14 protein-coding genes and 3 pseudogenes are annotated in these 20,524 nt (G+C 71.4%); 8 read left to right on the top strand and 9 right to left on the bottom strand.

The annotated features are described in order from the left end of the window. The first annotated feature begins 202 nt into the window (after positions 1 to 202). The 5 genes from ACF1GV_RS36005 to ACF1GV_RS35985 all read left to right on the top strand — a co-directional run bounded on the left by ACF1GV_RS36005 (position 203) and on the right by ACF1GV_RS35985 (position 7,982). Positions 203 to 847 (top strand): hypothetical protein, encoded by a 645-nt coding sequence (locus ACF1GV_RS36005; protein ID WP_391689689.1) that lies wholly within the window; start codon positions 203 to 205, stop codon positions 845 to 847. Further along, positions 847 to 3,078 carry a bifunctional serine/threonine-protein kinase/ABC transporter substrate-binding protein gene (locus tag ACF1GV_RS36000; protein ID WP_391689686.1) on the top strand — a complete coding sequence of 744 codons (2,232 nt, stop codon included), beginning with the start codon at positions 847 to 849 and terminating at the stop codon, positions 3,076 to 3,078. The genes ACF1GV_RS36005 and ACF1GV_RS36000 overlap by 1 nt, the downstream gene beginning before the upstream one ends. Beyond that, the gene (locus tag ACF1GV_RS35995) at positions 3,078 to 5,429 is read left to right on the top strand and encodes an ABC transporter substrate-binding protein (RefSeq protein WP_391689683.1); all 2,352 of its coding nucleotides are present in this window, start codon (positions 3,078 to 3,080) and stop codon (positions 5,427 to 5,429) included. The genes ACF1GV_RS36000 and ACF1GV_RS35995 overlap by 1 nt, the downstream gene beginning before the upstream one ends. Positions 5,430 to 5,803: 374 nt before the next feature. Beyond that, positions 5,804 to 6,457, top strand: a complete 654-nt coding sequence (locus tag ACF1GV_RS35990; RefSeq protein WP_391689680.1) for a hypothetical protein — start codon at positions 5,804 to 5,806, stop codon at positions 6,455 to 6,457. A gap of 187 nt (positions 6,458 to 6,644) precedes the next feature. Next, on the top strand, positions 6,645 to 7,982 hold the full coding sequence (locus ACF1GV_RS35985) for a hypothetical protein (protein ID WP_391689677.1): 1,338 nt from the start codon (positions 6,645 to 6,647) through the stop codon (positions 7,980 to 7,982). A gap of 298 nt (positions 7,983 to 8,280) precedes the next feature. Here ACF1GV_RS35985 and ACF1GV_RS35980 read toward each other — a convergent pair. Then, positions 8,281 to 8,472 (bottom strand): annotated as a pseudogene (locus ACF1GV_RS35980) (globin domain-containing protein); the annotation flags it as partial. A 169-nt stretch (positions 8,473 to 8,641) separates the two neighbouring features. Between ACF1GV_RS35980 and ACF1GV_RS35975 the strand changes: the two are divergent. Continuing rightward, positions 8,642 to 9,013, top strand: a complete 372-nt coding sequence (locus ACF1GV_RS35975; RefSeq protein ID WP_391689674.1) for a hypothetical protein — start codon at positions 8,642 to 8,644, stop codon at positions 9,011 to 9,013. Then, positions 8,910 to 9,128, top strand: a pseudogene (locus ACF1GV_RS35970) (ATP-binding protein); the annotation flags it as partial. The gene ACF1GV_RS35975 and the pseudogene ACF1GV_RS35970, both read left to right, overlap by 104 nt. Positions 9,129 to 9,359: 231 nt before the next feature. Here the strand turns inward: ACF1GV_RS35970 and ACF1GV_RS35965 are convergent. The 7 genes from ACF1GV_RS35965 to ACF1GV_RS35935 form a co-directional block, all read right to left on the bottom strand. Further along, a complete protein-coding gene (locus ACF1GV_RS35965) occupies positions 9,360 to 9,707 on the bottom strand; it encodes a cupin domain-containing protein (RefSeq protein ID WP_391689671.1) in 348 nt (115 codons plus the stop codon). Continuing rightward, complete coding sequence (narI, locus tag ACF1GV_RS35960) at positions 9,704 to 10,471, bottom strand: respiratory nitrate reductase subunit gamma (RefSeq protein WP_391689668.1); 768 nt, start codon at positions 10,469 to 10,471, stop codon at positions 9,704 to 9,706. The genes ACF1GV_RS35965 and narI overlap by 4 nt, the downstream gene beginning before the upstream one ends. Then, complete coding sequence (gene narJ, locus ACF1GV_RS35955) at positions 10,468 to 11,130, bottom strand: nitrate reductase molybdenum cofactor assembly chaperone (protein WP_391689665.1); 663 nt, start codon at positions 11,128 to 11,130, stop codon at positions 10,468 to 10,470. Before narJ ends, narI begins: the two co-directional genes overlap by 4 nt. Next, positions 11,127 to 12,833, bottom strand: a complete 1,707-nt coding sequence (narH, locus tag ACF1GV_RS35950; RefSeq protein WP_391689662.1) for a nitrate reductase subunit beta — start codon at positions 12,831 to 12,833, stop codon at positions 11,127 to 11,129. Before narH ends, narJ begins: the two co-directional genes overlap by 4 nt. Before the next feature lies 1 nt (position 12,834). Next, on the bottom strand, positions 12,835 to 16,518 hold the full coding sequence (locus ACF1GV_RS35945) for a nitrate reductase subunit alpha (protein ID WP_391689659.1): 3,684 nt from the start codon (positions 16,516 to 16,518) through the stop codon (positions 12,835 to 12,837). Positions 16,519 to 16,818: 300 nt separating this feature from the next. Further along, positions 16,819 to 17,301 carry a hemerythrin domain-containing protein gene (locus ACF1GV_RS35940; protein WP_391689656.1) on the bottom strand — a complete coding sequence of 161 codons (483 nt, stop codon included), beginning with the start codon at positions 17,299 to 17,301 and terminating at the stop codon, positions 16,819 to 16,821. A gap of 47 nt (positions 17,302 to 17,348) precedes the next feature. Further along, positions 17,349 to 18,560, bottom strand: coding sequence for an MFS transporter (locus ACF1GV_RS35935; RefSeq protein ID WP_391689764.1), 1,212 nt, complete (start codon positions 18,558 to 18,560; stop codon positions 17,349 to 17,351). Positions 18,561 to 18,956: 396 nt separating this feature from the next. Here ACF1GV_RS35935 and ACF1GV_RS35930 point away from each other — a divergent pair, with 396 nt between their 5' ends. Beyond that, positions 18,957 to 19,409: a pyridoxamine 5'-phosphate oxidase family protein gene (locus ACF1GV_RS35930; RefSeq protein ID WP_391689653.1), complete on the top strand. Its 453-nt coding sequence runs from the start codon at positions 18,957 to 18,959 to the stop codon at positions 19,407 to 19,409. A gap of 72 nt (positions 19,410 to 19,481) precedes the next feature. On the opposite strand, the pseudogene ACF1GV_RS35925 reads toward ACF1GV_RS35930, so the two are convergent. Further along, positions 19,482 to 20,495, bottom strand: a pseudogene (locus ACF1GV_RS35925) (Acg family FMN-binding oxidoreductase). Between the last annotated feature and the right edge of the window lie 29 nt (positions 20,496 to 20,524).

Below are 20,524 nucleotides of genomic sequence, written 5' to 3'. Positions count from 1 at the left end.
CGCTGTTGTGGTCGCGGTCGGCCTGCTGGCCGGCTGTTCACAGTCCGGCGGCGACGGGTCCGCGGCGGGGCAGCAACATCGCAGGGGGGCTCCCTCGGCGACGACATCCACCGGCTCGCCGGTGACCCCCTCCGGCAGTACCTCGGGGAACGGGTCCACCGGCGCCTCCCCGACGACCCCCTTCACGCCCGACGCCGCCAAAGTGCCCAAGACGACTGCGGACGCGGAACGGCTGACCGACGCGGTAGCACTGCGACCCGACGAGTGGAAGCAGGACTTCGTGGCACAGAGGCCGGCCGCGAGCGCCCCGGGCACCTGGGCCGTGCTGGACAACTCGTGCCGGTGGCAGCGGCAGAAACTCCCCGCCGGCGTGCTGGCCAGCGTCTCGCGCTACAGCGAGCTGCCCGGTGGCACGGACGCCGCCACGATCAAAGTGACCGCCATGGTCACCGTCCACGCGTCCCTGGCCGACGCCGACCAGCAACTGAGCACCACGCTCGAAGAGGTGCTGCGCTGCCCGGACCAGCAGATCAGGTCGGGCGAGCGGGTGACGGGCCTCGGATCGCTCGGCAACCCCTTCGGCAAGGGCGACCAGAAATACGCCGACGACACCGTCTACGAAGCCGGCCACTACGACCTGGGCGGCGCGACGGCGAACGGCCAAGACGCCGCCGGTCAGGGACAGTTCACGTATCAGTGGCTGGTGGCCCGGCTGGGCACGGTGACGGTGGGCGTGTCGGCGCGCTGTGCTGCCGGCTGCACCCAGCAGCAGCTCAGTCAGACGGCGATCGACGGACTGGTGCGGATGCTGCAACGGATTCGGACGTCTCTGGGGACGGTGGGCTGATGGAACCGCTGCGTACCTCCGACCCGGCCAGGGTGGCGGAGTACCGTCTGCTGCGTCGGCTCGGCGCGGGTGGCATGGGAGTGGTCTACCTGGCGCGCTCCAGGGGCGGCACCCTCGTCGCCCTGAAGCTGGTGCTGGAGGAGTACGCCGAGGACGACGGCTTCCGCGAGCGGTTCCGTCGCGAGGTGGCGACGGCCAGGAGTATCACCAGTCCGTGGGCCGTACCCGTCGTCGACGCCGACTCCGAGGCAGCGGCCCCCTGGCTCGCGACCGAGTTCGTGCCCGGCCCGTCCCTCGCCGAGGCCGTCACGGCCCACGGGCCGCTCGCACAGCCCGGGCTGACGGTGTTGGGGGCCCGGCTCGCGGAGGCCCTGCACGCCGTCCACACGGCCGGGCTGGTGCACCGCGACGTCAAACCCGGCAATGTGCTGCTGGCCCTCGACGGGCCACGACTGATCGACTTCGGTATCGCCCGGGCACCGGAGGAGACCGCGCTGACCGCGACCGGCATGGTGGTCGGCACCCCCGGATACCTCTCCCCGGAGCAGGCCCGGGCAGGCGACGGCCCGTCGGTGGGAGCGCCCAGCGACATCTTCTCCCTCGGCTGTGTCCTCGCCTTCGCCGCGACCGGGCGGCCCCCGTTCGGCTCCGGCGCCCCCGACGCGCTGATGTTCCGCGCAGCGCACGACCCCGCGAACCTGGACGGCGTACCTCAGGACGTCGCCGCAGTGGTGCGCGGCTGTCTGGAGAAGGACCCGCAGGACCGCCCCACCGCCAGTGAGGTCAGGGCGGCGTTCGCCGGTGACCGACCGGTACCCGACCAGGCAGAGGGTGCCTCCGGTGCGTTGCGCGGCGTACCGGAGGCGGAATCCCCCGCGTGGCTGCCCGAACCGGTCGTCCGGCTGATCGCCGAACGGTCCGCGTCCGTGCTCGAGCTGCCGGACATCGACGCCACCGAAGTGGACCCGGCGGCCGTGCCCACCGCGGGCGCGCCCACCGAGGCCGCCGCCGAAGCAGCGACACCACCGGGACGCCGCCGATTGCTGCTGCTCGCCGGAGCCGCGGCGGTCGTCGCGGCCGGGGGCGGGGTCGCCGCGTGGGCGGTGACCCACGACGACGGCCCCGCGCCGGCCACCGCAGGTGGCCTTCCCGTGTACGTCCTCGGGGTGCACGCCGACCTGACCGGGGACCGCAAGGACATCGGCAGGGCCCAGGAGCGTGGGGTCCGGCTGGCCGTCGAGCAGTTCAACGCCCGCACGGACCGACCGTTCACGCTCTCCGTGCGGGCCGAGGACGACCGGGGGGACCCCGCCGAGGCAGCGCGCGCGGCGCAGCGGCTGGCCGCCGACCGCTCGGTCCTCGCCGTGATCGGGCCCACCACCGACGCCACGGCAGCGGTGTCCCTGACGACGTACGACACCGCGCTGCTGCCGGTCGTCGCGGTCTCGCCGGGGGCGATCAGCCTGTCCGTCCAGGGGCACAAGTCCTTCTTCCAGGCCCGCCCCCAGGATTCGATCCTGGGGTTCTACCTGCGCGCGTTCCTGCTCGGGACGGCCCGCGCGCGGACCGTCGGGCTCATCGACGACCGGAAGGCGGACGACTACGCCTGGGAGATCTGCGGCCCGTTGAGCAAGCTGCTGCGGGAGGCCGGGCGGCCGACCGTGCCCAAGGTGGTCAGCGCGCTGCAGACCGATTTCGCCGCCGTGCTGGACGAGCTGATCGCGGGAGGAATCGACTCCCTCGTGTTCGCGGGCTACCACGACCGGGCGGCGCTGCTGGCAAGGGAACTGCACGACCGGCGCTTCACCGGGGCGCGCGCGGCTGCTCACGGCGTCCTCGACGAGCGCTTCCTGAGTGCGGCGGGGGGCGCCGCCGACGGCTGGACGATCGTCGCCCCCGCCACCGACCCGTCCGTGAAACCGGAGGGACGGAAGTTCGCCGCCGCCCACCGCAGACGCTTCCGCACCGCACCGCACTGGTACGCCGCCGAGGCCTACGACGCGGCCGGCCTCGTCACGAGCGCCCTGCAGGCCCTGCCCGCCGCACAGCGCAACCGCGGGAAACTGACGGAGGCCATCCGCGCCGTCACCTACCGGGGCATCACGAAGAACTTCGCCTTCGACACGGCAACCGGTGCGCTGCGCATCGACGGCAGCGGCGTCTTCCTGTGGAAGGTCACAGGCGGCAGGTTCCAGTACGTCGGTCCGGCGCCGTTCCAGGTGCCGGTCTGATGCAGCCCTTGCGCGCCACCGACCCGCCATGGGTCGGCCGCCACCGGGTGCTGCACCGGCTGGGCGCGGGCGGCATGGGCGTGGTGTATCTGGCGCGCTCGCCCGGGGGTGCCCTCCTCGCCGTCAAGGTCATTCGGGCCGGGTACGCAGACGATTCCGGCTTCCGTGCCCGTTTCCGCCGCGAGGTGGAGGTGGCCGGCCGGGTCCGCAGCCCCTGGGTGGTGCCCCTCGTCGACGCGGACCCGGATGCGGCCCTGCCCTGGCTGGCCGCCGCGTTCGTACCCGGGCCGACGCTCGCCGACGTCGTGGAGGAGTGCGGGCCGCTGCCGCCGGCACCGGCACGGCGTCTGGGTGCCCGGCTCGCCGAGGCGCTGGACGCCGTGCACGAGGCCGGCCTGGTCCACCGTGACGTCAAGCCGGGCAACGTGCTGATCGCCCATGACGGCCCCCGCCTGATCGATTTCGGTATCGCCCGGGAGGCCGAGGACACGGCGCTCACTGCCACCGGCATGGTGGTCGGCTCTCCCGGGTTCCTGTCGCCGGAACAGGCACGGGGCAGCGGCGGGCAGATCGGCCCGCCCAGTGACGTCTTCTCCCTCGGTTGTCTGCTGGCCTACGCCGTGACCGGCGTCCGGCCCTTCGGAGAGGGCTCGCCGGCCGGCATGCTCGCCCGCACGGTCTACGACGAACCCGACCTGGACGGTGTACCGACCGGGCTGACATCACTGCTGCGGGCGTGTCTGGAGAAGGACCCGGGGTCCCGGCCGACCGCCGCCGAGGTGCGCCGGACCCTGACCGCCCCGGATCCGAGGCAAGGCGAGGCCTGGCCGCCCGCCCCGCAACCGCAGAAGGACGACGCACGGCCGTCTCCACCGGAATCGCTGACGGACGACGCACGACCGTCTCCACCGCAACCGCTGACGGGCGACGCGTGGCTGCCCGAACCGGTCATGCGGCTGATCGCCCATCGCTCCGCGGCAGTGCTCGCCCTGCCCGCGGTCGAGGCGACGGAGGCGTCCGCGGGCCTCGGGCGCGCTGCCGGCGGGCCGACACCCGAAAGCACCACGCCTGCGCCGACCGGGACCGCGGCACCGCCAGCCGGGATCACCGCCCCATCCGCCCGGTACACACGCCGCCGGTTCCTCGTGCTGGGATCAGCGGCGGGTGTGGTGTCGGCCGGCGGCACGGCGGCCTGGTGGACGGCACACCGCGGCCAAGGCACCCCGTCATCGGGGACGGCGGCGAAAACGCCGCGTCTGACCATCGCCGTCCAGGCGGATCTCACCGGACCTCACCAGGCTGCGGGCATCGCCCAGCGCGACGGCGTGCTGCTCGCCGTGGACGCATTCAACTCCCGCGCCGGGCGACCCTTCCTGCTGGACCTGCGTATCCACGACGACGCGGGGCAGACGAAACGGGCCGTGGCCATCGCGGAGCAGTTGGCTGCCGACGACAGGATCCGCGCGGTGATCGGCCCGACCACCGACGCATGTGCGACGGCAGTCCATCGCACCTATCAAGAAGCGCAGGTGCCCACGCTCTGGGTGTCCGTCGGCGAAAGCACCACCGAGCTGCCCGCGTCCTCCGTCACCACCCGGGAGGCCGTGCCCACGAACCCGTCGGACGCCGCGCTGGCCGCCCCACTCGTCGCCTGCATCAACCGTCTCCCGGGCGCGCGCAGAGCGATGCTCATCGACGACCGGACGGAGGGCACGTTCGGCTCCGTCGTCTGCTCCTACGCCGCGGAGGGCCTGAGGTCGGCCGGGTCCGTCGCGCCGGTAGCGGGCACCCTGGCAGCCGACGGCGACTTCTCCGCTCTCGCCACCCGCATCACCGACTCACACGTCGACGCGGTCGTCTTCACCGGCGGCCCCGAGCGCACCGCGCGCCTGGCCCGGGCGCTGCGCACGGCCGGCTACTCCGGCGCGCGGCTGGCCACACAACGCGCCCTCGCCCCGGCGTTCTTGCGGGGAGCGGACCGACTCGCCACGGAAGGCTGGCTGTTCGCGACGGTGTTCGTCGACCCCGCGGCGGTGTCCGCCGCGAAGCCCTTCGTGACCGCCTACCGCAAACGCTTCCGGTCGGCCTCCCCGCCCTGGTACGCCGCCGAGGCGTATGACGCGGCACTGTTCGCCATCACGGCGATGGCCGCACTGGGTCCGAGCGGCGCGGCACGCGCGGCTGTCCTCAACCAGCTGCGCGACACCGAGTACCGCGGCATCACCAAGACGCTGCGATACTCGACCACCACCACATACGTGCGCGACGAGGACGCCCTCTATCTCTTCCGGTCCACGAACGGCCGCTTCCGCTTCCTCGGCCACTATCGAAGCGCCCGTTCACCGGGGTGACCCCGGATGCCGGGAGAGCCACCCGGAAGCGCGCTTACGCGGGGTGACCTCACCCAAGGGTGGCGCCTCCTCGAGCCTCGGTCGAGCCTGGGCATCCCGCTCGTGGTGTCCGCCCTCCCGCAGGGGCAAGCAATGTGAATATCCGTCATGCGGAAGGATCAGCAGTGGAGTTGCGGAACCGGGCAGACCGCAGCGCCGGACTGGCCAAGTCACTCGCGGCGGCACATTGGCTCGATTTGAGGTGAGCCGACAGCTTGCTCGTGGCCGGGAGCCGCGGTCACGCTAGCGGCATGGTGAGGTCGTGGGGACGGGCCATGCGAGGCGCAGCCGGGCGTGCTGCCTCGTGGCTGGCAGCGTGCGCCATCGGGTCGTTCGTGGCGACCGGGTTCACCCTGTTCATGGCATGGGTGCCGCTGGCGCTCTGGGCACATGGGCACCGGGAGCCGGCGGCTCTCTTCATGGGGTGCGGTGGGGCCACGGTGTCCTTGGTCGTCCCCGTGCTGGCGGCTGTGTATCTCCATGCTCGTGAGCATGAACAGGCGTCCACCGTCGTCGGATTCGGCCTGGGCCTCCTGGTCGCGTGTGCGTTCGGTTGTGTTCTGTACTTCGGTTGGCAGGACTCCGACCAGCAGGCCCTGCATGACCGCGGCATCGCGATGACCGGTGTCGTAGCCGAGCAGTGGGAGTCGACGACACCGGACGGAACCACCTCCGGGGTGTTCGTACGGCTTCCGGATGGCACCACGCACAAGCTGCAGGGGGAACAGTCGCCGGTAGGAACGCAGGTCGTCATGACAGTCGACCCGGTTCACCACGTCGACAACCGGCTGGGACCGCCGCCGGGGGCACCCGACCATGTCGCGCTGAAACTGTCGGTCGCCGCAGTGGCGCTCGGCTGCGTTGCCTCGTCCGCGTGCTGCGCCGGGCTGCTGACAAGGGACATACGGCGCTGGTTGCGCGCAGGGGAATTGGCCGACCGCCGCCCTGCGCCCCGGGGCGATCAACGCCACGAGCGCGCCGGGAGCTGACACGAGAACGAGGGAACGTCGCGGCGCCGACTCGGCCGTCTTACGGCCGCCGCCGGTTTCCGGTGGGTGTTGAGCTCAAGGTCCGTGCCCGAAGGCCCCGCCAGGGGGCAGTAGGTGTGGTTCCCGCCGGGCTTCACTCGTGCGGCGGGCCTCCCCTTCGTGCGCGGGTCCGTGATCGACTGGGCCCATGACACAGCTGAGCCGCATCTACGTGGACGAGTGCCGGAACGGGAACGAGGGGCTGCGGGACGTGGTCGCGCGTGCCGCGCTGCCGCCCGTGTACGGCGGCGCCTGGCGCAGGCATCTGCTGCCTCGGCCCTGGTTCGTGGACGCGGAGGAAACTGCCGTTTTCGCACGTGACGTGGAGGACTTGTTCGCTCTCCTCGTCTCGCTGCCGGACCGCCTGTTCGATGGGGACCGGGAGCGGTACGCGGCCGCGCTCGGGCTCGCGCCCCGGCACACGGCCCTCCTGCGGCGCTCGGCGGACGGGCACCCGGCGAAGCTGGCGCGCGCCGACGCCTACCACGACGGACGTGGCTACCGGCTCCTGGAGTTCAACATCGGCAGCGAGATCGGCGGCATGGACATGGCCGTGTGCAACGCGGCGCTGCTCGGCGTCCCTGAGTTCTCCGACTTCGCCGCCTCTCACGGCTTGCAGTACGTCGACACGGCCGCGCGGCTGGCGGAGGACCTGCGCGAGCGGGCCCGGCCGGTGCTGCCGGGCGGTTCGGTGGAGCCGGTGATCGGCTTGGTCGAGGGACACAGGGGCGTCGCCTCGTACGGGCCGTTGATGCGGTCGATGCGGGAGGCGATGGCCATGCAGGGCCTCGACCTGCGGATCGGCGAGGTGGGCCAACTGCGCACCCGCTCCGACGGGAAGCTGACCCTGGACGGCGCGCCCCTCGACCTGGTGCTGCGCAACTTCGGCGCGAGCCAGCTGCTCGACGACCCGGCGGGCCCGGAGGTCGCCGAGCAGTTGTTCCGCGCGCACGACGCGGGGCGGACGGTGCTGTTCACCACGCTGGAGAGCGGGTTGTACGCGCACAAGAACGCCCTCGCCATGCTGTCCGACCCGCGCTCGGCGGACGCCTTCGACGACGCGGAACGGGAGTTGGTGGAACGGGTGCTGCCGTGGAGCCGCACGCTGGGCCCGGCGGCCCCCGAAGCTCTCCTGGCGGAGTGCCACGAGCGCCGCGAGGAGCTGATCCTCAAGCCGGGCGCGGGCCACGGGGGCCTGGACACCTTCGCCGGCTGGGAGTGCTCCGACGCCGAGTGGCGCGCGGCGCTGGCGACGGCCGTCGAGCGGGGTTACGTGGTGCAGGAGCGGGTGACCCCGCGCACCGAGCCGGTCCTCGATCCGACGACCCGCGCGGTCGAGGAGTGCATCGCGGTCCTCGGCATCTTCCTCACCTCGCGCGGCTTCGCGGGGGCGCACGCCCGCGTGAACCGGGCGGACGGCGGTGCGATCGTGGGCCTGAGCAGCAACCCGGGCACCCGGATCGCATGTGTGTTCACCCACGGGTGAGGGGGCCGGCACGGCGCCGGCCCTTTCGGCACGGTCAGTACGCAGTCGGTGCGCACCGTCCGTGCCGAAATGGCCGCGGGAAATTGTGCGACGGATATCCGGCTGCTTCTGTCGTGGCTTTGGCGACGGGGCGCTCCCTGGCGGCCGGCGACCAGCAAGGACCTGCAGGCATACAAGGAATGGCGCCTCGATTCACCGTTGAATCCGCAGCGGATCGGCGGCACGAAGTGGAACCGGGAGGCCGCTGCGCTGACCCGGCTCTACAGGTGGGCGAAGGTCAGCCCTCTCGCTTGCGGGGGTCGACGTGCGCCTGCTGGTAGAGGCGGGCCTTCTGGGCGAGGAGAGCGCCGGCCATCAGCCAGTACACCTCGTCCCAGGCGGCGGCCATCTCTCAGGTGACCGCGTCGCCGAGCACGTCGGCGATGGCGCGGAACAGGTACTTGTGGACGATCGTGTACTGGTCCTCGGCGACGCCCAGCGCGGCGTGCTGTGAGTAACGGGGGAACCGGTGGAGATCGTCATCCTGCAAGTGCGAGTGCTGGCCGAGGCGGTGCCGCGGGTGTGGCTCGCGGTCAGCGGAACGCTCGCGGCCCCGACCCGCGACCCGCTTCATCAGAGGCTGCCAGCGGCTGTTCGCCTCCGGACTGACCCTGAACTCGGTGCTCGGCCGGGTGTCCGACCGGCCCGAGGTGGCCCTGTGGGTCCAGCGGGTCGTCGACGACCTCGACGACACCATCAAGACCGTACGAGGCACGATCTACGCCCTGCGCGAGCGCGACCGCTCCGACGGGCGCGGCGGACTGCGCTCGAAGCTGCTCGCCGAGACCGACCGGGCCGCCGCCGTACTCGGATTCGCTCCCGCCCTGCGCATGACCGGCCTGCTGGACACCGACGTGCCCGCCGACCATGCCGAGCACCTGCTGGCGGGTGTTGCGCGAAACGCTGTCGAACTGGCGGGTGTTGCGCGAAACGCTGTCGAACGCCGCCCGGCACGCACACGCCACCGGCGTCGAGATCACTGCCGAGACTGACGGCACCCGGGTCCGCCTGCGCGTCGCCGACCACGGAACCGGCATGGACCCGGCCGTCAACCGCCGCAGTGGCCTCGACAACCTCCGCCGGCGCGCCACCGACCTCGGGGGCAGCTTCACTCTCAAGCCGAACGATCCCACCGGCACCATCGTGGAATGGACGGTGCCCCTCTCCGTTAGCCTGAGCCCCGTAGTGCGCGATCATTCCGATCGCGGTCGGCCTGATCGTGTACGCCCTGCCGCAGCCGGACGGAATCAAGTCGGATGGGCGGTCCTGGTCATCTTCACCAGCGGCACCGTGCTGGACCTGATACCGCAGCCCTTGCTACTCGGATCGGTCGCTTTGTCAGTCCAGCCGGACGGTGAGCAGGACGAGCGTGTCGCTGTCGGCGATAAGCCTGTGACGTTGATCGGGGATGGCCACGAGGACGTTCTCCTGCAGATCCCATTCTCGCTCGGCGGTGGCCAGTCGGGCTCGTCCGGCCAGGCAGATCAGGGTCGCGGCGCCGGGGGCCTGGTGCTCGGCGAGTTCACGTCCTGCCGTCAGGGCCAGCAGCGTGGTTCGCAATCCGGGCACGGCTACGACGGTGCGTGCGGCCCGCCCGGCGCTGGCAGTGCGGGCTTCGGCCAGCAGGTCCTGGCCCAGCCTGCGCAGGGGCACGACCGCACCGGAGTCGTTCGGGGTCGAGGTCATCGGGTGCGCTCCCATCCGCGGCGGGGCGCGCGGGCTCCGAGCTGGACGTCGCGGCTGCGGTAGACGATGTAGGGGCGGGTCAGGTAGCCCACGGGCGCGGTGAGCATGTGGACGAGCCGGGTGAAGGGCCAGGCCGCGAAGAGCAGCAGGGCGCTGATGGCGTGGAGCTGGAACAGGATCGGCGTGCCGGTCATCAGGTCCGGGTCGGGCTGGAAGTAGAAGATGCTGCGGAACCACGGCGAGATGGTTTCGCGGTAGTCGTAGCCGCCGCCGACGATGTTCGCGGCCACGGTGGCGGACAGGCCGAGCACGATGGTCAGTGCCAGGGAGACGTACATGGCCTTGTCGTTGCGGGTGGTGGCGGAGAAGACCGGGCCGACGGTGCGGCGGCGGTAGATCAGGACGGCCAGTCCGCCGAGGGTGGCGACGCCCGCGATCGTGCCGAGGACGACCGCGCCGATGTGGTACGTGTCTTCGCTGACGCCGGCTGTTTCGGTCCAGCTCTTGGGGATGACCAGGCCGCCGATGTGGCCCAGGAGCACGACGAGGATGCCGAAGTGGAACAGCGGGCTGCCGATGCGCAGCAGGCGGTTCTCGTAGAGCTGGGAGGAGCGGGTGGTCCAGCCGAACTTGTCGTAGCGGTAGCGCCAGACGTGGCCGAGGACGAAGACGGCCAGGGCGACGTACGGGAGGACGACCCACAGCAGAATGCCGCCGGTGCCGACCTCGGCCGCCAGCGGGAGGGGCTGCGCGGGTGCGGTCATCGGGGACCTCCTACGACGGGGTCGGGCAGGAACACCTTGGATGTGTACGGGTCGAGGCCGACCTGTTCCTCGGGCGGGCCCTGGGCGGCGAGACGCAGGACGGCTTCGCGGTCGTCGCCGACGAGGGCGGGCAGGGTGGTGGAGACGGAGTCGAGGACGGGTGCCCAGGGCGAGGCGTCCTCGTTCAGGGCCAGGCGCAGCAGTTCCAGGCCGGCGCGGTGGTCGGTGAGGAGACGGTGTCCGGTTTCCGGGTCGGTGGCGGCGAATTCGAGGACGACGGCGAGGTGGTCGGGCAGTTCGTCGTCGCCCAGTTGCCATCCGGCTGCGGCGTAGGTCTGTTTCAGCCGCAGTAGGGCGAGGCCGCGCTTCCTGGTGTCGCCGTGCGCGTAGTACGTCAGGTACAGGCAGCAGCGTTTGCGGTGGTCGAAGGTGGCGACGTAGGCGGTGGCCAGGTCGGCGGGGGCGGTCCGCTCGGCGTGTGTGGTGAAGCGGAGCAGGGGGCGGGCGACCGGGGCCGGCAGGGTGGCGGCGACACGGGCGGCCAGGGCCAGGCGCTGCTCGAACTGCTCGTCGGGATAGGCGAGCAGCAGGGACTGGGCCTGCCAGGCGAGCGGGTGCCAGGACTGGGGGCGGGTTGCGCGCGTGGTCTTCTTTTTCATGGCTTCGGCTCAACCTCCCCGCCGCTGTTCCCAGCAGCGCTGGTGCCGCCGGCGGGTGGTTGGTCCGGGAAGAGGCCGGGTGGGGAGCCCTTGCCGTCCCAGTTGAGGAGGTTGACGCGGGTGGCCTTGCCGGTGGGCGTGGCAGGCGTGTCGGAGGTCTGCCGGTCACGCAGGGCGTGGAAGTTCTCCACCGCGATCGGCGCGGCGCCGCCGGAGGTCTCGCCGAAGGGGCCCGAGCCGCCCATGCCGGGGCCGCCCTCGTAATCCAGGCTGCACTCGGTGGCCAGCTCCTCGAGCTTGTGGGCCTGTTCGGCATGCGCGGGCGGGATGACGTACCGCTCGTCATACTTGGCGAGCGCCAGCAGCCGGTACATGTCGTACATCTGCTCCTCGCCCATCCCGACCGCCTCGGGAATGGAGGCGTCCGGCTCGCGGCCGAGGTTGATGTCGCGCATGTACGCGCGCATCGCGGCCAGGCGGCGCAGCACGGCGTCGACGGGGGCCGGGTCGCCGGCGGTGAACAGCTGGGCGAGGTAGTCGACGGGGATACGCAGGGCGTCGACGGCGGCGAACAGGGTGCGGTGGTCCTCGGCGTCCCGGCCGGTGTCACGGACCGCGTCGACGACCGGGGACAGCGGCGGGATGTACCAGACCATGGGCAGGGTGCGGTACTCCGGGTGCAGCGGCAGGGCCACTTCGAAGGTGTTGATCAGGGCGTGGATCGGGGAGCGCTGGGCGGCCTCGATCCAGTCCCGGGGGATGCCGGCCTTCTCCGCCTCACGCATGACATCGGGGTCGTTCGGGTCGAGGAAGACCTTCCGCTGTGCCTCGTACAGGTCGGTGTCGTCAGGGGTGGAGGCGGCCTCCAGCACCTTGTCGGCGTCGTAGAGGACCAGGCCGATGTAGCGCAGCCGGCCGACACAGGTCTCGGAGCAGACAGTGGGCAGACCGACCTCGACGCGCGGGAAGCAGAAGGTGCACTTCTCGGCCTTGCCTGTGCGGTGGTTGAAGTACACCTTCTTGTACGGGCATCCGGTCACGCACATCCGCCAGCCCCGGCAGCGGTCCTGGTCGACCAGGACGATGCCGTCCTCCTCCCGCTTGTAGATGGCGCCGGAGGGGCAGGAGGCCGCGCAGGACGGGTTGAGGCAGTGCTCGCAGATCCGCGGCAGGTAGAACATGAAGGTCTGCTCGAACTCGAGCTTGATCTTCTGGGAGACCTGGTTCAGCAGCACGTCCTTCTCGCCGTGCTCGGCCGAGCCGCCGAGGTCGTCGTCCCAGTTCGCCGACCAGGCGATCTTCATGTCCTTGCCGGTGATCAGGGACTTGGGGCGGGCGACCGGGGTGTGCTCCTGCAGCGGGGCGTTGGTCAGGGTCTCGTAGTCGTAGGTCCAGGGCTGGTAGTAGTCGTCGAGCGTGGGCAGCACCGGGTTGGAGAAGATCGTGATCAGCTTCTTGAACCGGCCGCCCGCCTTCAGCGCGAGCCGGCCCTTCTTGTTCAGCTCCCAGCCGCCGCGCCATTTCTCCTGGTCCTCGTAGCGGCGCGGGTAGCCCTGGCCGGGGCGGGTCTCCACGTTGTTGAACCACACGTACTCGACGCCGGTGCGGTTGGTCCACGCCTGCTTGCAGGTGACCGAGCAGGTGTGGCAGCCGATGCACTTGTCGAGGTTCATCACCATCGCCATCTGGGCCATCACGCGCATGTCAGTACTCCACGTCCTGGTTCGTGCGGCGGCGGATGACGGTGACCTCGTCGCGCTGGTTGCCGGTCGGGCCGAGGTAGTTGAAGGCGTAGGACAGCTGCGCGTAGCCGCCGATCAGATGGCTGGGTTTGATCAGCAGGCGGGTCAGGGAGTTGTGGATGCCGCCGCGCCGGCCGGTCGTCTCGGTGCGGGGCACGTCGATCAGGCGGTCCTGGGCGTGGTGCATGTACACGGTGCCCTCCGGCATGCGGTGCGAGACGATCGCGCGGGCGGCCACCACGCCGTTGCGGTTGACCGCCTCGATCCAGTCGTTGTCCTTGACCCCGACCTTGGCCGCATCCTGGGTACTCATCCAGATCGTCGGCCCGCCGCGGGACAGCGACAGCATGAACAGGTTGTCCTGGTACTCGGAGTGGATGGACCACTTGTTGTGCGGGGTGAGGTAGCGCACGGTCACGCCGAGCTCGCCGACCTCCCCCACACGGGGTTCGTCGAAGAGTGCCTGCATGTTCAAGGGTGGCCGGTAGACGGGCAGTTGCTCGCCCAGCGCGGTCATCCAGTCGTGGTCGAGGTAGAAGTGCTGGCGGCCGGTGAGGGTGTGCCAGGGCTTGAGACGCTCGACGTTGACGGTGAACGGGGAGTAGCGGCGTCCTCCGGTCTCCGATCCGGACCACTCCGGTGAGGTGATGACCGGCACCGGGGCGGCCTGGGTGTCGGCGAAGGTGATCTGCTTGCCCTCGTGCTCGGCGGCAAGGTCCGCCAACTGCGTTCCGGTGCGGGCCTCCAGGGCGTGGAAGCCCTGGGTGGCCAGATGGCCGTTGGTGGTGCCGGACATCGCGAGGATCGCCTCGCAGGCGTGAACGTCGCGGGCGATGGAGGGCCGGCCGTCGGCCGCTCCGCCGCGCACGGTGCCGTTCTTGTGCCGCAGGTACTCCAGCTCGCGCTCCAGCCTGAAGGTGACGCCCTTGGTGGTGGCGCCCAGGCTGTCCAGCAGGGGGCCGAGGGCGCCCATCTTGTCGGCGACGCCCGCGTAGTCGCGTTCCACCGTGATCAGCTTGGGCATGGTGCGGCCGGGCACCGGCTCGCACTCGCCCGCCTTCCAGTCGAGCACCCGGCCGTGTGGGTTGGCCAGTTCGTCCGGGGTGTCGTGCAACAGCGGCGCGGCCACCACGTCCTTGCGCACGCCGAGATACCCGGCGGCCTGGCGGCTGAACTCTTTCGCGATCGTTTGGAAAGCGTCCCAGTCGGTGCGGGTCTGCCATGGCGGGGCGATCGCCGGGTTGAACGCGTGCACGAACGGGTGCATGTCCGTGCTGGACAGGTCGTGCTTCTCGTACCAGGTCGCGGCCGGCAGCACCACGTCGGAGAAGACCGTGGTGCTGGTCATCCGGAAGTCGAGGGTGAGCAGCAGGTCGAGCTTGCCCTCGGGGGCCTCCTCGCGCCACACCACGTCCTTCGGCCGCGCCTCGGGCGGCGCCTCGGTGGCGCGCACCGATGCGTCGGTGCCCAGCAGGTGCTTGAGGAAGTACTCGTTGCCCTTGGCCGAGGAGCCGAGCAGGTTGGCCCGCCACACGGTGAGCACCCGCGGGAAGTTCTCCGGGGCATCCGGGTCCTCGCCCGCGAACCCCAGCCGCCCCGCCTTGAGTTCCTCCACCACATGCTCACCCACCGTCCGCCCCGCCACCTCTGCCTCGTCGGCCAGGTCGAGGGGGTTGCGGTCGAAGGTCGGATACGACGGCATCCAGCCCATCCGCGCGGACTGCGCGATCACATCCGCCGTTGTCTTCCCGGCGAACGGGCCGCCGGCCCCGGCCGCCGCGAGGCTATCGGCGGAGAACGGGTCGTAGCGGAACTGGTCTCCGTGCAGATACCAGTAGGCGGTCTGGATCATCTGACGGGCCGGTCGGTTCCAGTCGGCCGCGGTGGAGATGGCCGAGTAGCCGGTGATCGGCCGGACCTTCTCCTGACCGACGTAGTGCGCCCAGCCGCCGCCGTTGACGCCCTGACATCCCGTGAGCGTGGTCAGCGTGAGGAAGGCACGGTAGATGGTGTCGGAGTGGAACCAGTGGTTGGTGCCCGCCCCCATGATGATCATGGAGCGGCCGCCGGACTCCTCGGCGTTGGCCGCGAACTCCCGGGCGATACGGGCCGCCCGGTGCGCATCGACGCCCGTGATGGCGGCCTGCCAGGCGGGGGTGTACGGCTCCTCCGCGTCCTCGTACGAAGACGGCCACCGGCCGGGCAGACCTTCGCGGGCCACCCCGTACTGGGCCAGCAGCAGGTCATACACCGTGGTCACCAGGTGCCCGGCCATCCTGCGCACCGGCACCCCCCGCCGCAGCCGTCCCGCCCCGCCGTCGGGGGCGTCGAAGCGGGGCAGGTCGACGTCGACCGGTGCCTCCCCGCCGCCCTCGGCGGACAGCAGCGGGTCGGTGTCGCCGAGGTCGAGGTTCCACTTTCCGGCCCCGGCTTCGCCGTAGCGGTCTCCCAGCGTGCCGTTCGGCACCACCGGTTGCCCGGTGGCCGCATCCAGCAGCACGGTCCGGAACTCCGCGTGCTCGGCCGAAGCAGCCGCGCCTCCCAGGTCGGCGGCGGTCAGGAACTTGCCCGGCACGTAGGTGCCCGGCTCGCTCTCGGCCTCGTCGAGGGTGACCAGGAACGGCAGATCCGTGTACTGCTTGACGTAGCCGGTGAAGTACGGAGTCGGCCGGTCGACGAAGAACTCCTTGAGGATCACATGCCCCATGGCCATCGCCAGCGCGCCGTCGGTGCCGGGCTGGGCGGGCAGCCACTCGTCGGCGAACTTCACGTTGTCCGCGTAGTCCGGCGCCACCGCCACGACCTTCTGGCCCCGGTAGCGGGCCTCGGCCATCCAGTGCGCGTCCGGCGTACGGGTCACCGGCAGATTCGATCCCCACATGATCAGATACCCGGCATCCCACCAGTCCCCCGACTCCGGTACGTCGGTCTGGTCACCGAACACCTGCGGCGAGGCCACCGGCAGGTCCGCGTACCAGTCGTAGAACGACAGCATCACGCCGCCGAGCAGCGAGTAGAACCGTGCGCCGGCGGCGTGCGAGACCATCGACATCGCCGGAATCGGGGAGAAGCCGGCCAGCCGGTCGGGCCCGTACTCCTTGATGGTGTGCACGTGCGCGGCGGCAACCATCTCGGTCGCCTCGTCCCAGCTCGCCCGCGCCAGACCGCCCTTGCCGCGCGCCTGCTTGTAGCGGCGCGAGCGCTCGGGGTCGGAGACGATGTCCGCCCAAGCTGCCACCGGATCGCCCAGCCGCTGCTTGGCCTCGCGGTACATCTGCAGCAGCACCCCCCGGACATACGGGTAGCGCACGCGGGTGGGCGAGTAGGTGTACCAGGAGAAGGCCGCGCCACGCGGGCAGCCGCGAGGCTCGTACTCGGGACGGTCCGGGCCGACGGACGGGTAGTCGGTCTGCTGCGCCTCCCACGTGATGATGCCGTCCTTGACGTACACCTTCCACGAGCAGGAGCCGGTGCAGTTCACGCCGTGGGTGGAGCGCACCACCTTGTCGTGCGACCAGCGGTCCCGATAAAACTCGTCCGCCTGCCGGCCGCCCTTGCGGTGCAGCGTGCGCAGGTCGTCGGAGACCTCCGCCCGGGTGAAGAACCGGCGGGAGCGCACCAGGGCCTCCGCCAGATCACTGTCCATGCCTGCCCGTCCCGGGCTGATCTCCGCGCTCACCGTGCCACTCCGCCCCGGGCACCGCGGGCCCGTTCGAAATCGTGATCGGTTCCGGCCGCACACGACTCTACGACCGCTGCCCACCCGAAGGTCAACCGCCACACCACGGACAACATGTGGCTCGGTAAAGACCGTCTGCGTGCAGGGGTGGTTACCGGGCTCCACGAGGTCATGCCGACGGCTACCACCCGCAACCCCCCGGCTCGGGATGAGGCGGAGGGTGCGGGGTTGGGTGGGTGTGCTCCCGAGGGGCGGGATCGTGGCCGGTCAGGCGGCCGGCCGGGACAGGGCGCCGCCCGCCTCGGTGCGCACCGTCTCGACCGCTTCCCACTCCTCGGTGCTCAGGTTCGCGAGTGCGGCAGGAAAGACGCCGTCCTGCTCCTTGAGGATGTGGTCGCGCAGCAGGGCCATCGCCTCCATCAGCCTCTCCGGCCAGGCCGGGTCCGAGGGCGTCGCGCCGTCGGCGGCCTCCTCGAGCACCGACTCGATGCGGCGGTGCTCGGCCTCCAGGGCTGCGATCTGGTCGGGGAAGTCCCCGGCCAGAGCGGGGAACAGGCCGTGCTCCTCCACCTGGGTGTGCGGGCCCAGCACGGCGACGATCTCCCGGGCGACCTCCGCCATCCGGGCCACCCCGCCCTCCTGTTCCTGGCGGGCCGGGCGCAGGTGGCTGATCAGGCGGACCACCTCGTCGTGCTCACGGGTCAGCTCGTCGATCGACGCCAGAGACTGGCATCCGCAGTACTCACACACCGGTCTTCTCCCTGTCCTTCGTTCCCCTTGGCTTCGGCTGAGTCGTGCTACGCGGTGGTGCCGGCGGTGCGGTGCTCGCGCCGACCGCCGGTGCGCGGCTTCCGCTTGCCGCCTTCGGTTGCGGCGCGGACACCGGTGACGGTGTAGGCCAGCGCCGCGGCGGCCACGATCGCGAGCAGGACGAGACCAGCCGCGTACGAGCCGTACTCGCCGTACAGCGAGCCCATGACCAGCGGCGGCAGGAAGCCGCCCAGACCGCCCGCGGCGCCGACCACGCCGGTGACGGAGCCGACCTGGTTCGCCGGGGTCAGCAGGGCCACCAGGGCGAAGGTCGCCCCGCTGCCCGCGCCGAGCGCCGCGGCCATGGCCAGGAAGGCGATGGTGCCCACCGGGGCCAGCGCCGGGGTGAACGACTGCACGACCGCTCCGGCCACGACCACTGCCAGCGAGCCGCCCAGCACCCTGACCGGGCCGATGTGGTCCGACAGCCAGCCGCCGATCGGGCGCATCGCGACCGCCAGCAGGACGAAGCCGGCCATGCGGTTCGCGGCGTCCGCCTGGGTCAGGCCGTAGCCGGTCTTGAGGTAGGTGGGCAGGTAGACGGAGAAGGCCACGTAACCGCCGAACGCGACCGCGTACAGCGCGGATGCCTGCCAGGTGATGCCGAGGCGGGCGGTGGCTGCCAGACGGCGGGCCAGCGGCTCGGTCGGCACGGTGCGGCCGGGAGCATCGCGCAGCAGCAGCGCGGCGGCCACGGCGTACACGGCCAGGACCGCGGCGGTGATCAGGAACGGGGTCGACATGCTGTTCGCGTCGACCAGCTTCACGGTGGTCAGGGCGCTGATGGCGGTGCCGCCCATGCCGGCGCCGAAGACGCCGATGGCAAGGCCGCGCCGCTCGGGCGGGAACCAGGCGTTGACGAAGGGCACGCCGACGGCGAAGGCGGTGCCACCGATGCCGAGGAAGAACCCGCCGACCAGCAGCGCGGCGAGTGAGGAGTGCCCGGCCAGGCCGAGGTAGAGGACCGGCACGATGGTGACCGCCGACACGATCGGGAACATGATCCGGCCGCCGAACCGGTCGGTCAGCGCACCGACCGGAATCCGGCCCAGGGAACCGACCACGACCGGCACCGCCACCAGCAGCGACTGCTGGAACGACGAGAGGTCGAGGCCGTCCTTGAACCGCGGACCCAGGGGGCTCAGCAGCGCCCAGGCCCAGAAGTTCACAGCGAAACCGACCGTGGCCAGAGCCAGCATCAGCCACGCCCGGCCGGACACCGGCGCACCTGACGGCGAGCTCCCGCTCTTCGACTTCAACGACTGGACCATGTTGTCCGTCCCTTTCCTCTGCCTGGTGGTACAGCGCCACCGGGTACGCACGCGCACAGCAGGCCCCTTGCCTGCCGTCGGCGTCCGGTAACCACTGTCCGCATCCGGACTTTCCGACGGGATGGGCCATGGGTCCCTATCGGCGGACAGACGGGCCCTGGGTTCGGGTCCGGCCGCCCCTCCCCGCTCCCACTGCTCCGTGCGCCGGCTTGCCGGCCCGGCGCACGGGAAAGAGCGGCCTCGGCCGGCGCTCCCGACGGGATCTTCCAAAAGGAGGGCCGGTCGGCCCTACCCCCTGGCGGCGCCTACGGGGACGCTGGACTGATGTCACAGAACGACGCCTTTCGCGCACTCGACCGGCAGGAGTGCCTGCGCCTGCTGAGCAGGGTGCCTGTCGGCCGCGTGGTGTACACCCGGCAGGCACTGCCCGCGGTCCTGCCCATCAACTTCTCCCTGGACGCGGACGCCTCCGTCCTGCTGTGCACCTCGCCGGACTCCGACCTCGTACGCGCCATCGACGGCGTTGTGGTCGCCTTCGAGGCGGACGAGTTCGACGCGGCCGCCCGCTCCGGCTGGAGCGTGGTCGTCACCGGCCGGGCCACCGTGGTGACCGACATCGCCGAGCACGAACGCCTGTTGCAGGCCGGCCCCAGCTCCTGGATGCCCCTGCAGGACCCCGTGTTCGTACGGATCGAGTCCGAGATGGTCACCGGCCGCGAGCTCACGGGGCGTGCGGCGCGCAGTGAGCCGCACCCCGCAGCGACCGCTGAGTTGTGACGACTGCCGCGCGGGCAAGGCACGAGCCGAGGGTGCGGAGGCAGTCCGTCGGCCCGGACCTGGAATCGCTCCTCACATGAGCACCTCCGGCTCCGCCTCCACGACGGAACCAGACACAAGGTAAGCAGACGCGCGGGGCGTCCTGGCGCCGTCCAGGCCGTATCCGAAGCGGATCAGCAGCTGCGGGCAGCACCCCTGCCTCGATCCGGCCATCGCCGCCCGCAGGTCCGGCCACTCCATCGCCTGGTGCAGCATCGAGGGCGCACTCCGCGCCCGGTCGCCGTGAGCGACACGCGCTGAAGGGCCTGACCCGCCCGCAGCCAGTCCTCCCGCCGGTCGCGGGAGGTCCACAGCAGGGCCACCTGGGCGTGGCCTTCGAATCGCAGGGCGGGTAGCCACGGGGCAGGCGGCGCTCCGGTGAAGTCCCTTACCGGCATTCGCCCGGACGCGTCCCGCGGGCCGAGGGCTGTTACGGGAAGGCCGTAGGAGGTGTTCGTTCGCGGAGCTGTGATCGAGGCACGGGCCTCGGCCGCACGGGCCGGGTGGACGGCGTTGCGCGCCTCCGCCGCCGCGGTCAGGCGCAACAGGCGTCGGGTCCCCATGATGTCGGGGACGTCCAGGTGCGCGCCCTCGGCACGGGCCGAGCTGATCATCTCCGCCACGATCGGCTCCGGCACCGGCCGGCCGGTGAAGGGCATCCGGCTCGTGTGCCGCCGTGCGATCGCCTCGTAGAGACCGAGGTCCGCCAACTGGTCGTCGCCGAGTGGTTCAGTCAGCCGTACGGTCGCCAGCAGCCCTGATCGGCGTGGATCCGGCAGCAGCCTCACCTCCGGCCGCCAGCCCTGGTGGACGGCGGCGAGCCGGAGGTTGAAGACCGCCGCGCCCACGGACACGTACTGGGCGCGGTGCATCGGGTCGGTCAGGGACAAGGTGCGCTCCGGGGCCGAATGCGCCTCCAGCACCTGGGTGGTCGGGGGCCAGGCGGAAGCGCCAGGGCTGGGTGTTGTGCATCGACGGCGCCGCCACGGCCGCCGCCAGGAGCGACTCCACGGTGGCGGCGTCCAGCCGCCGGGGTTGGGTACGCATGATGCCTCCTCTTCTCTCTTCGTCGCGGC

The organism is Streptomyces sp. NPDC014006, from assembly GCF_043088925.1.
In the GTDB taxonomy this organism is placed as follows: Bacteria; Actinomycetota; Actinomycetes; order Streptomycetales; family Streptomycetaceae; genus Streptomyces.
Note: the sequence above shows the minus strand (reverse complement) of the source record. Positions and strands in the feature narration are given on the sequence as shown.

Excerpts from the sequence above, each read along its gene's own strand:
- ACF1GV_RS35930 (WP_391689653.1), top strand. The coding sequence starts at position 18,957 with ATGTCACAGAACGACGCCTTTCGCGCACTCGACCGGCAGGAGTGCCTG.
- ACF1GV_RS35935 (WP_391689764.1), bottom strand. The coding sequence starts at position 18,560 with ATGCTGGCTCTGGCCACGGTCGGTTTCGCTGTGAACTTCTGGGCCTGG.
- ACF1GV_RS35945 (WP_391689659.1), bottom strand. The coding sequence starts at position 16,518 with ATGGACAGTGATCTGGCGGAGGCCCTGGTGCGCTCCCGCCGGTTCTTC.
- ACF1GV_RS35995 (WP_391689683.1), top strand. The coding sequence starts at position 3,078 with ATGCAGCCCTTGCGCGCCACCGACCCGCCATGGGTCGGCCGCCACCGG.
- narH (WP_391689662.1), bottom strand. The coding sequence starts at position 12,833 with ATGCGCGTGATGGCCCAGATGGCGATGGTGATGAACCTCGACAAGTGC.
- narI (WP_391689668.1), bottom strand. The coding sequence starts at position 10,471 with ATGACCGCACCCGCGCAGCCCCTCCCGCTGGCGGCCGAGGTCGGCACC.
- ACF1GV_RS35985 (WP_391689677.1), top strand. The coding sequence starts at position 6,645 with ATGACACAGCTGAGCCGCATCTACGTGGACGAGTGCCGGAACGGGAAC.
- ACF1GV_RS35965 (WP_391689671.1), bottom strand. The coding sequence starts at position 9,707 with ATGACCTCGACCCCGAACGACTCCGGTGCGGTCGTGCCCCTGCGCAGG.
- ACF1GV_RS36000 (WP_391689686.1), top strand. The coding sequence starts at position 847 with ATGGAACCGCTGCGTACCTCCGACCCGGCCAGGGTGGCGGAGTACCGT.
- narJ (WP_391689665.1), bottom strand. The coding sequence starts at position 11,130 with ATGAAAAAGAAGACCACGCGCGCAACCCGCCCCCAGTCCTGGCACCCG.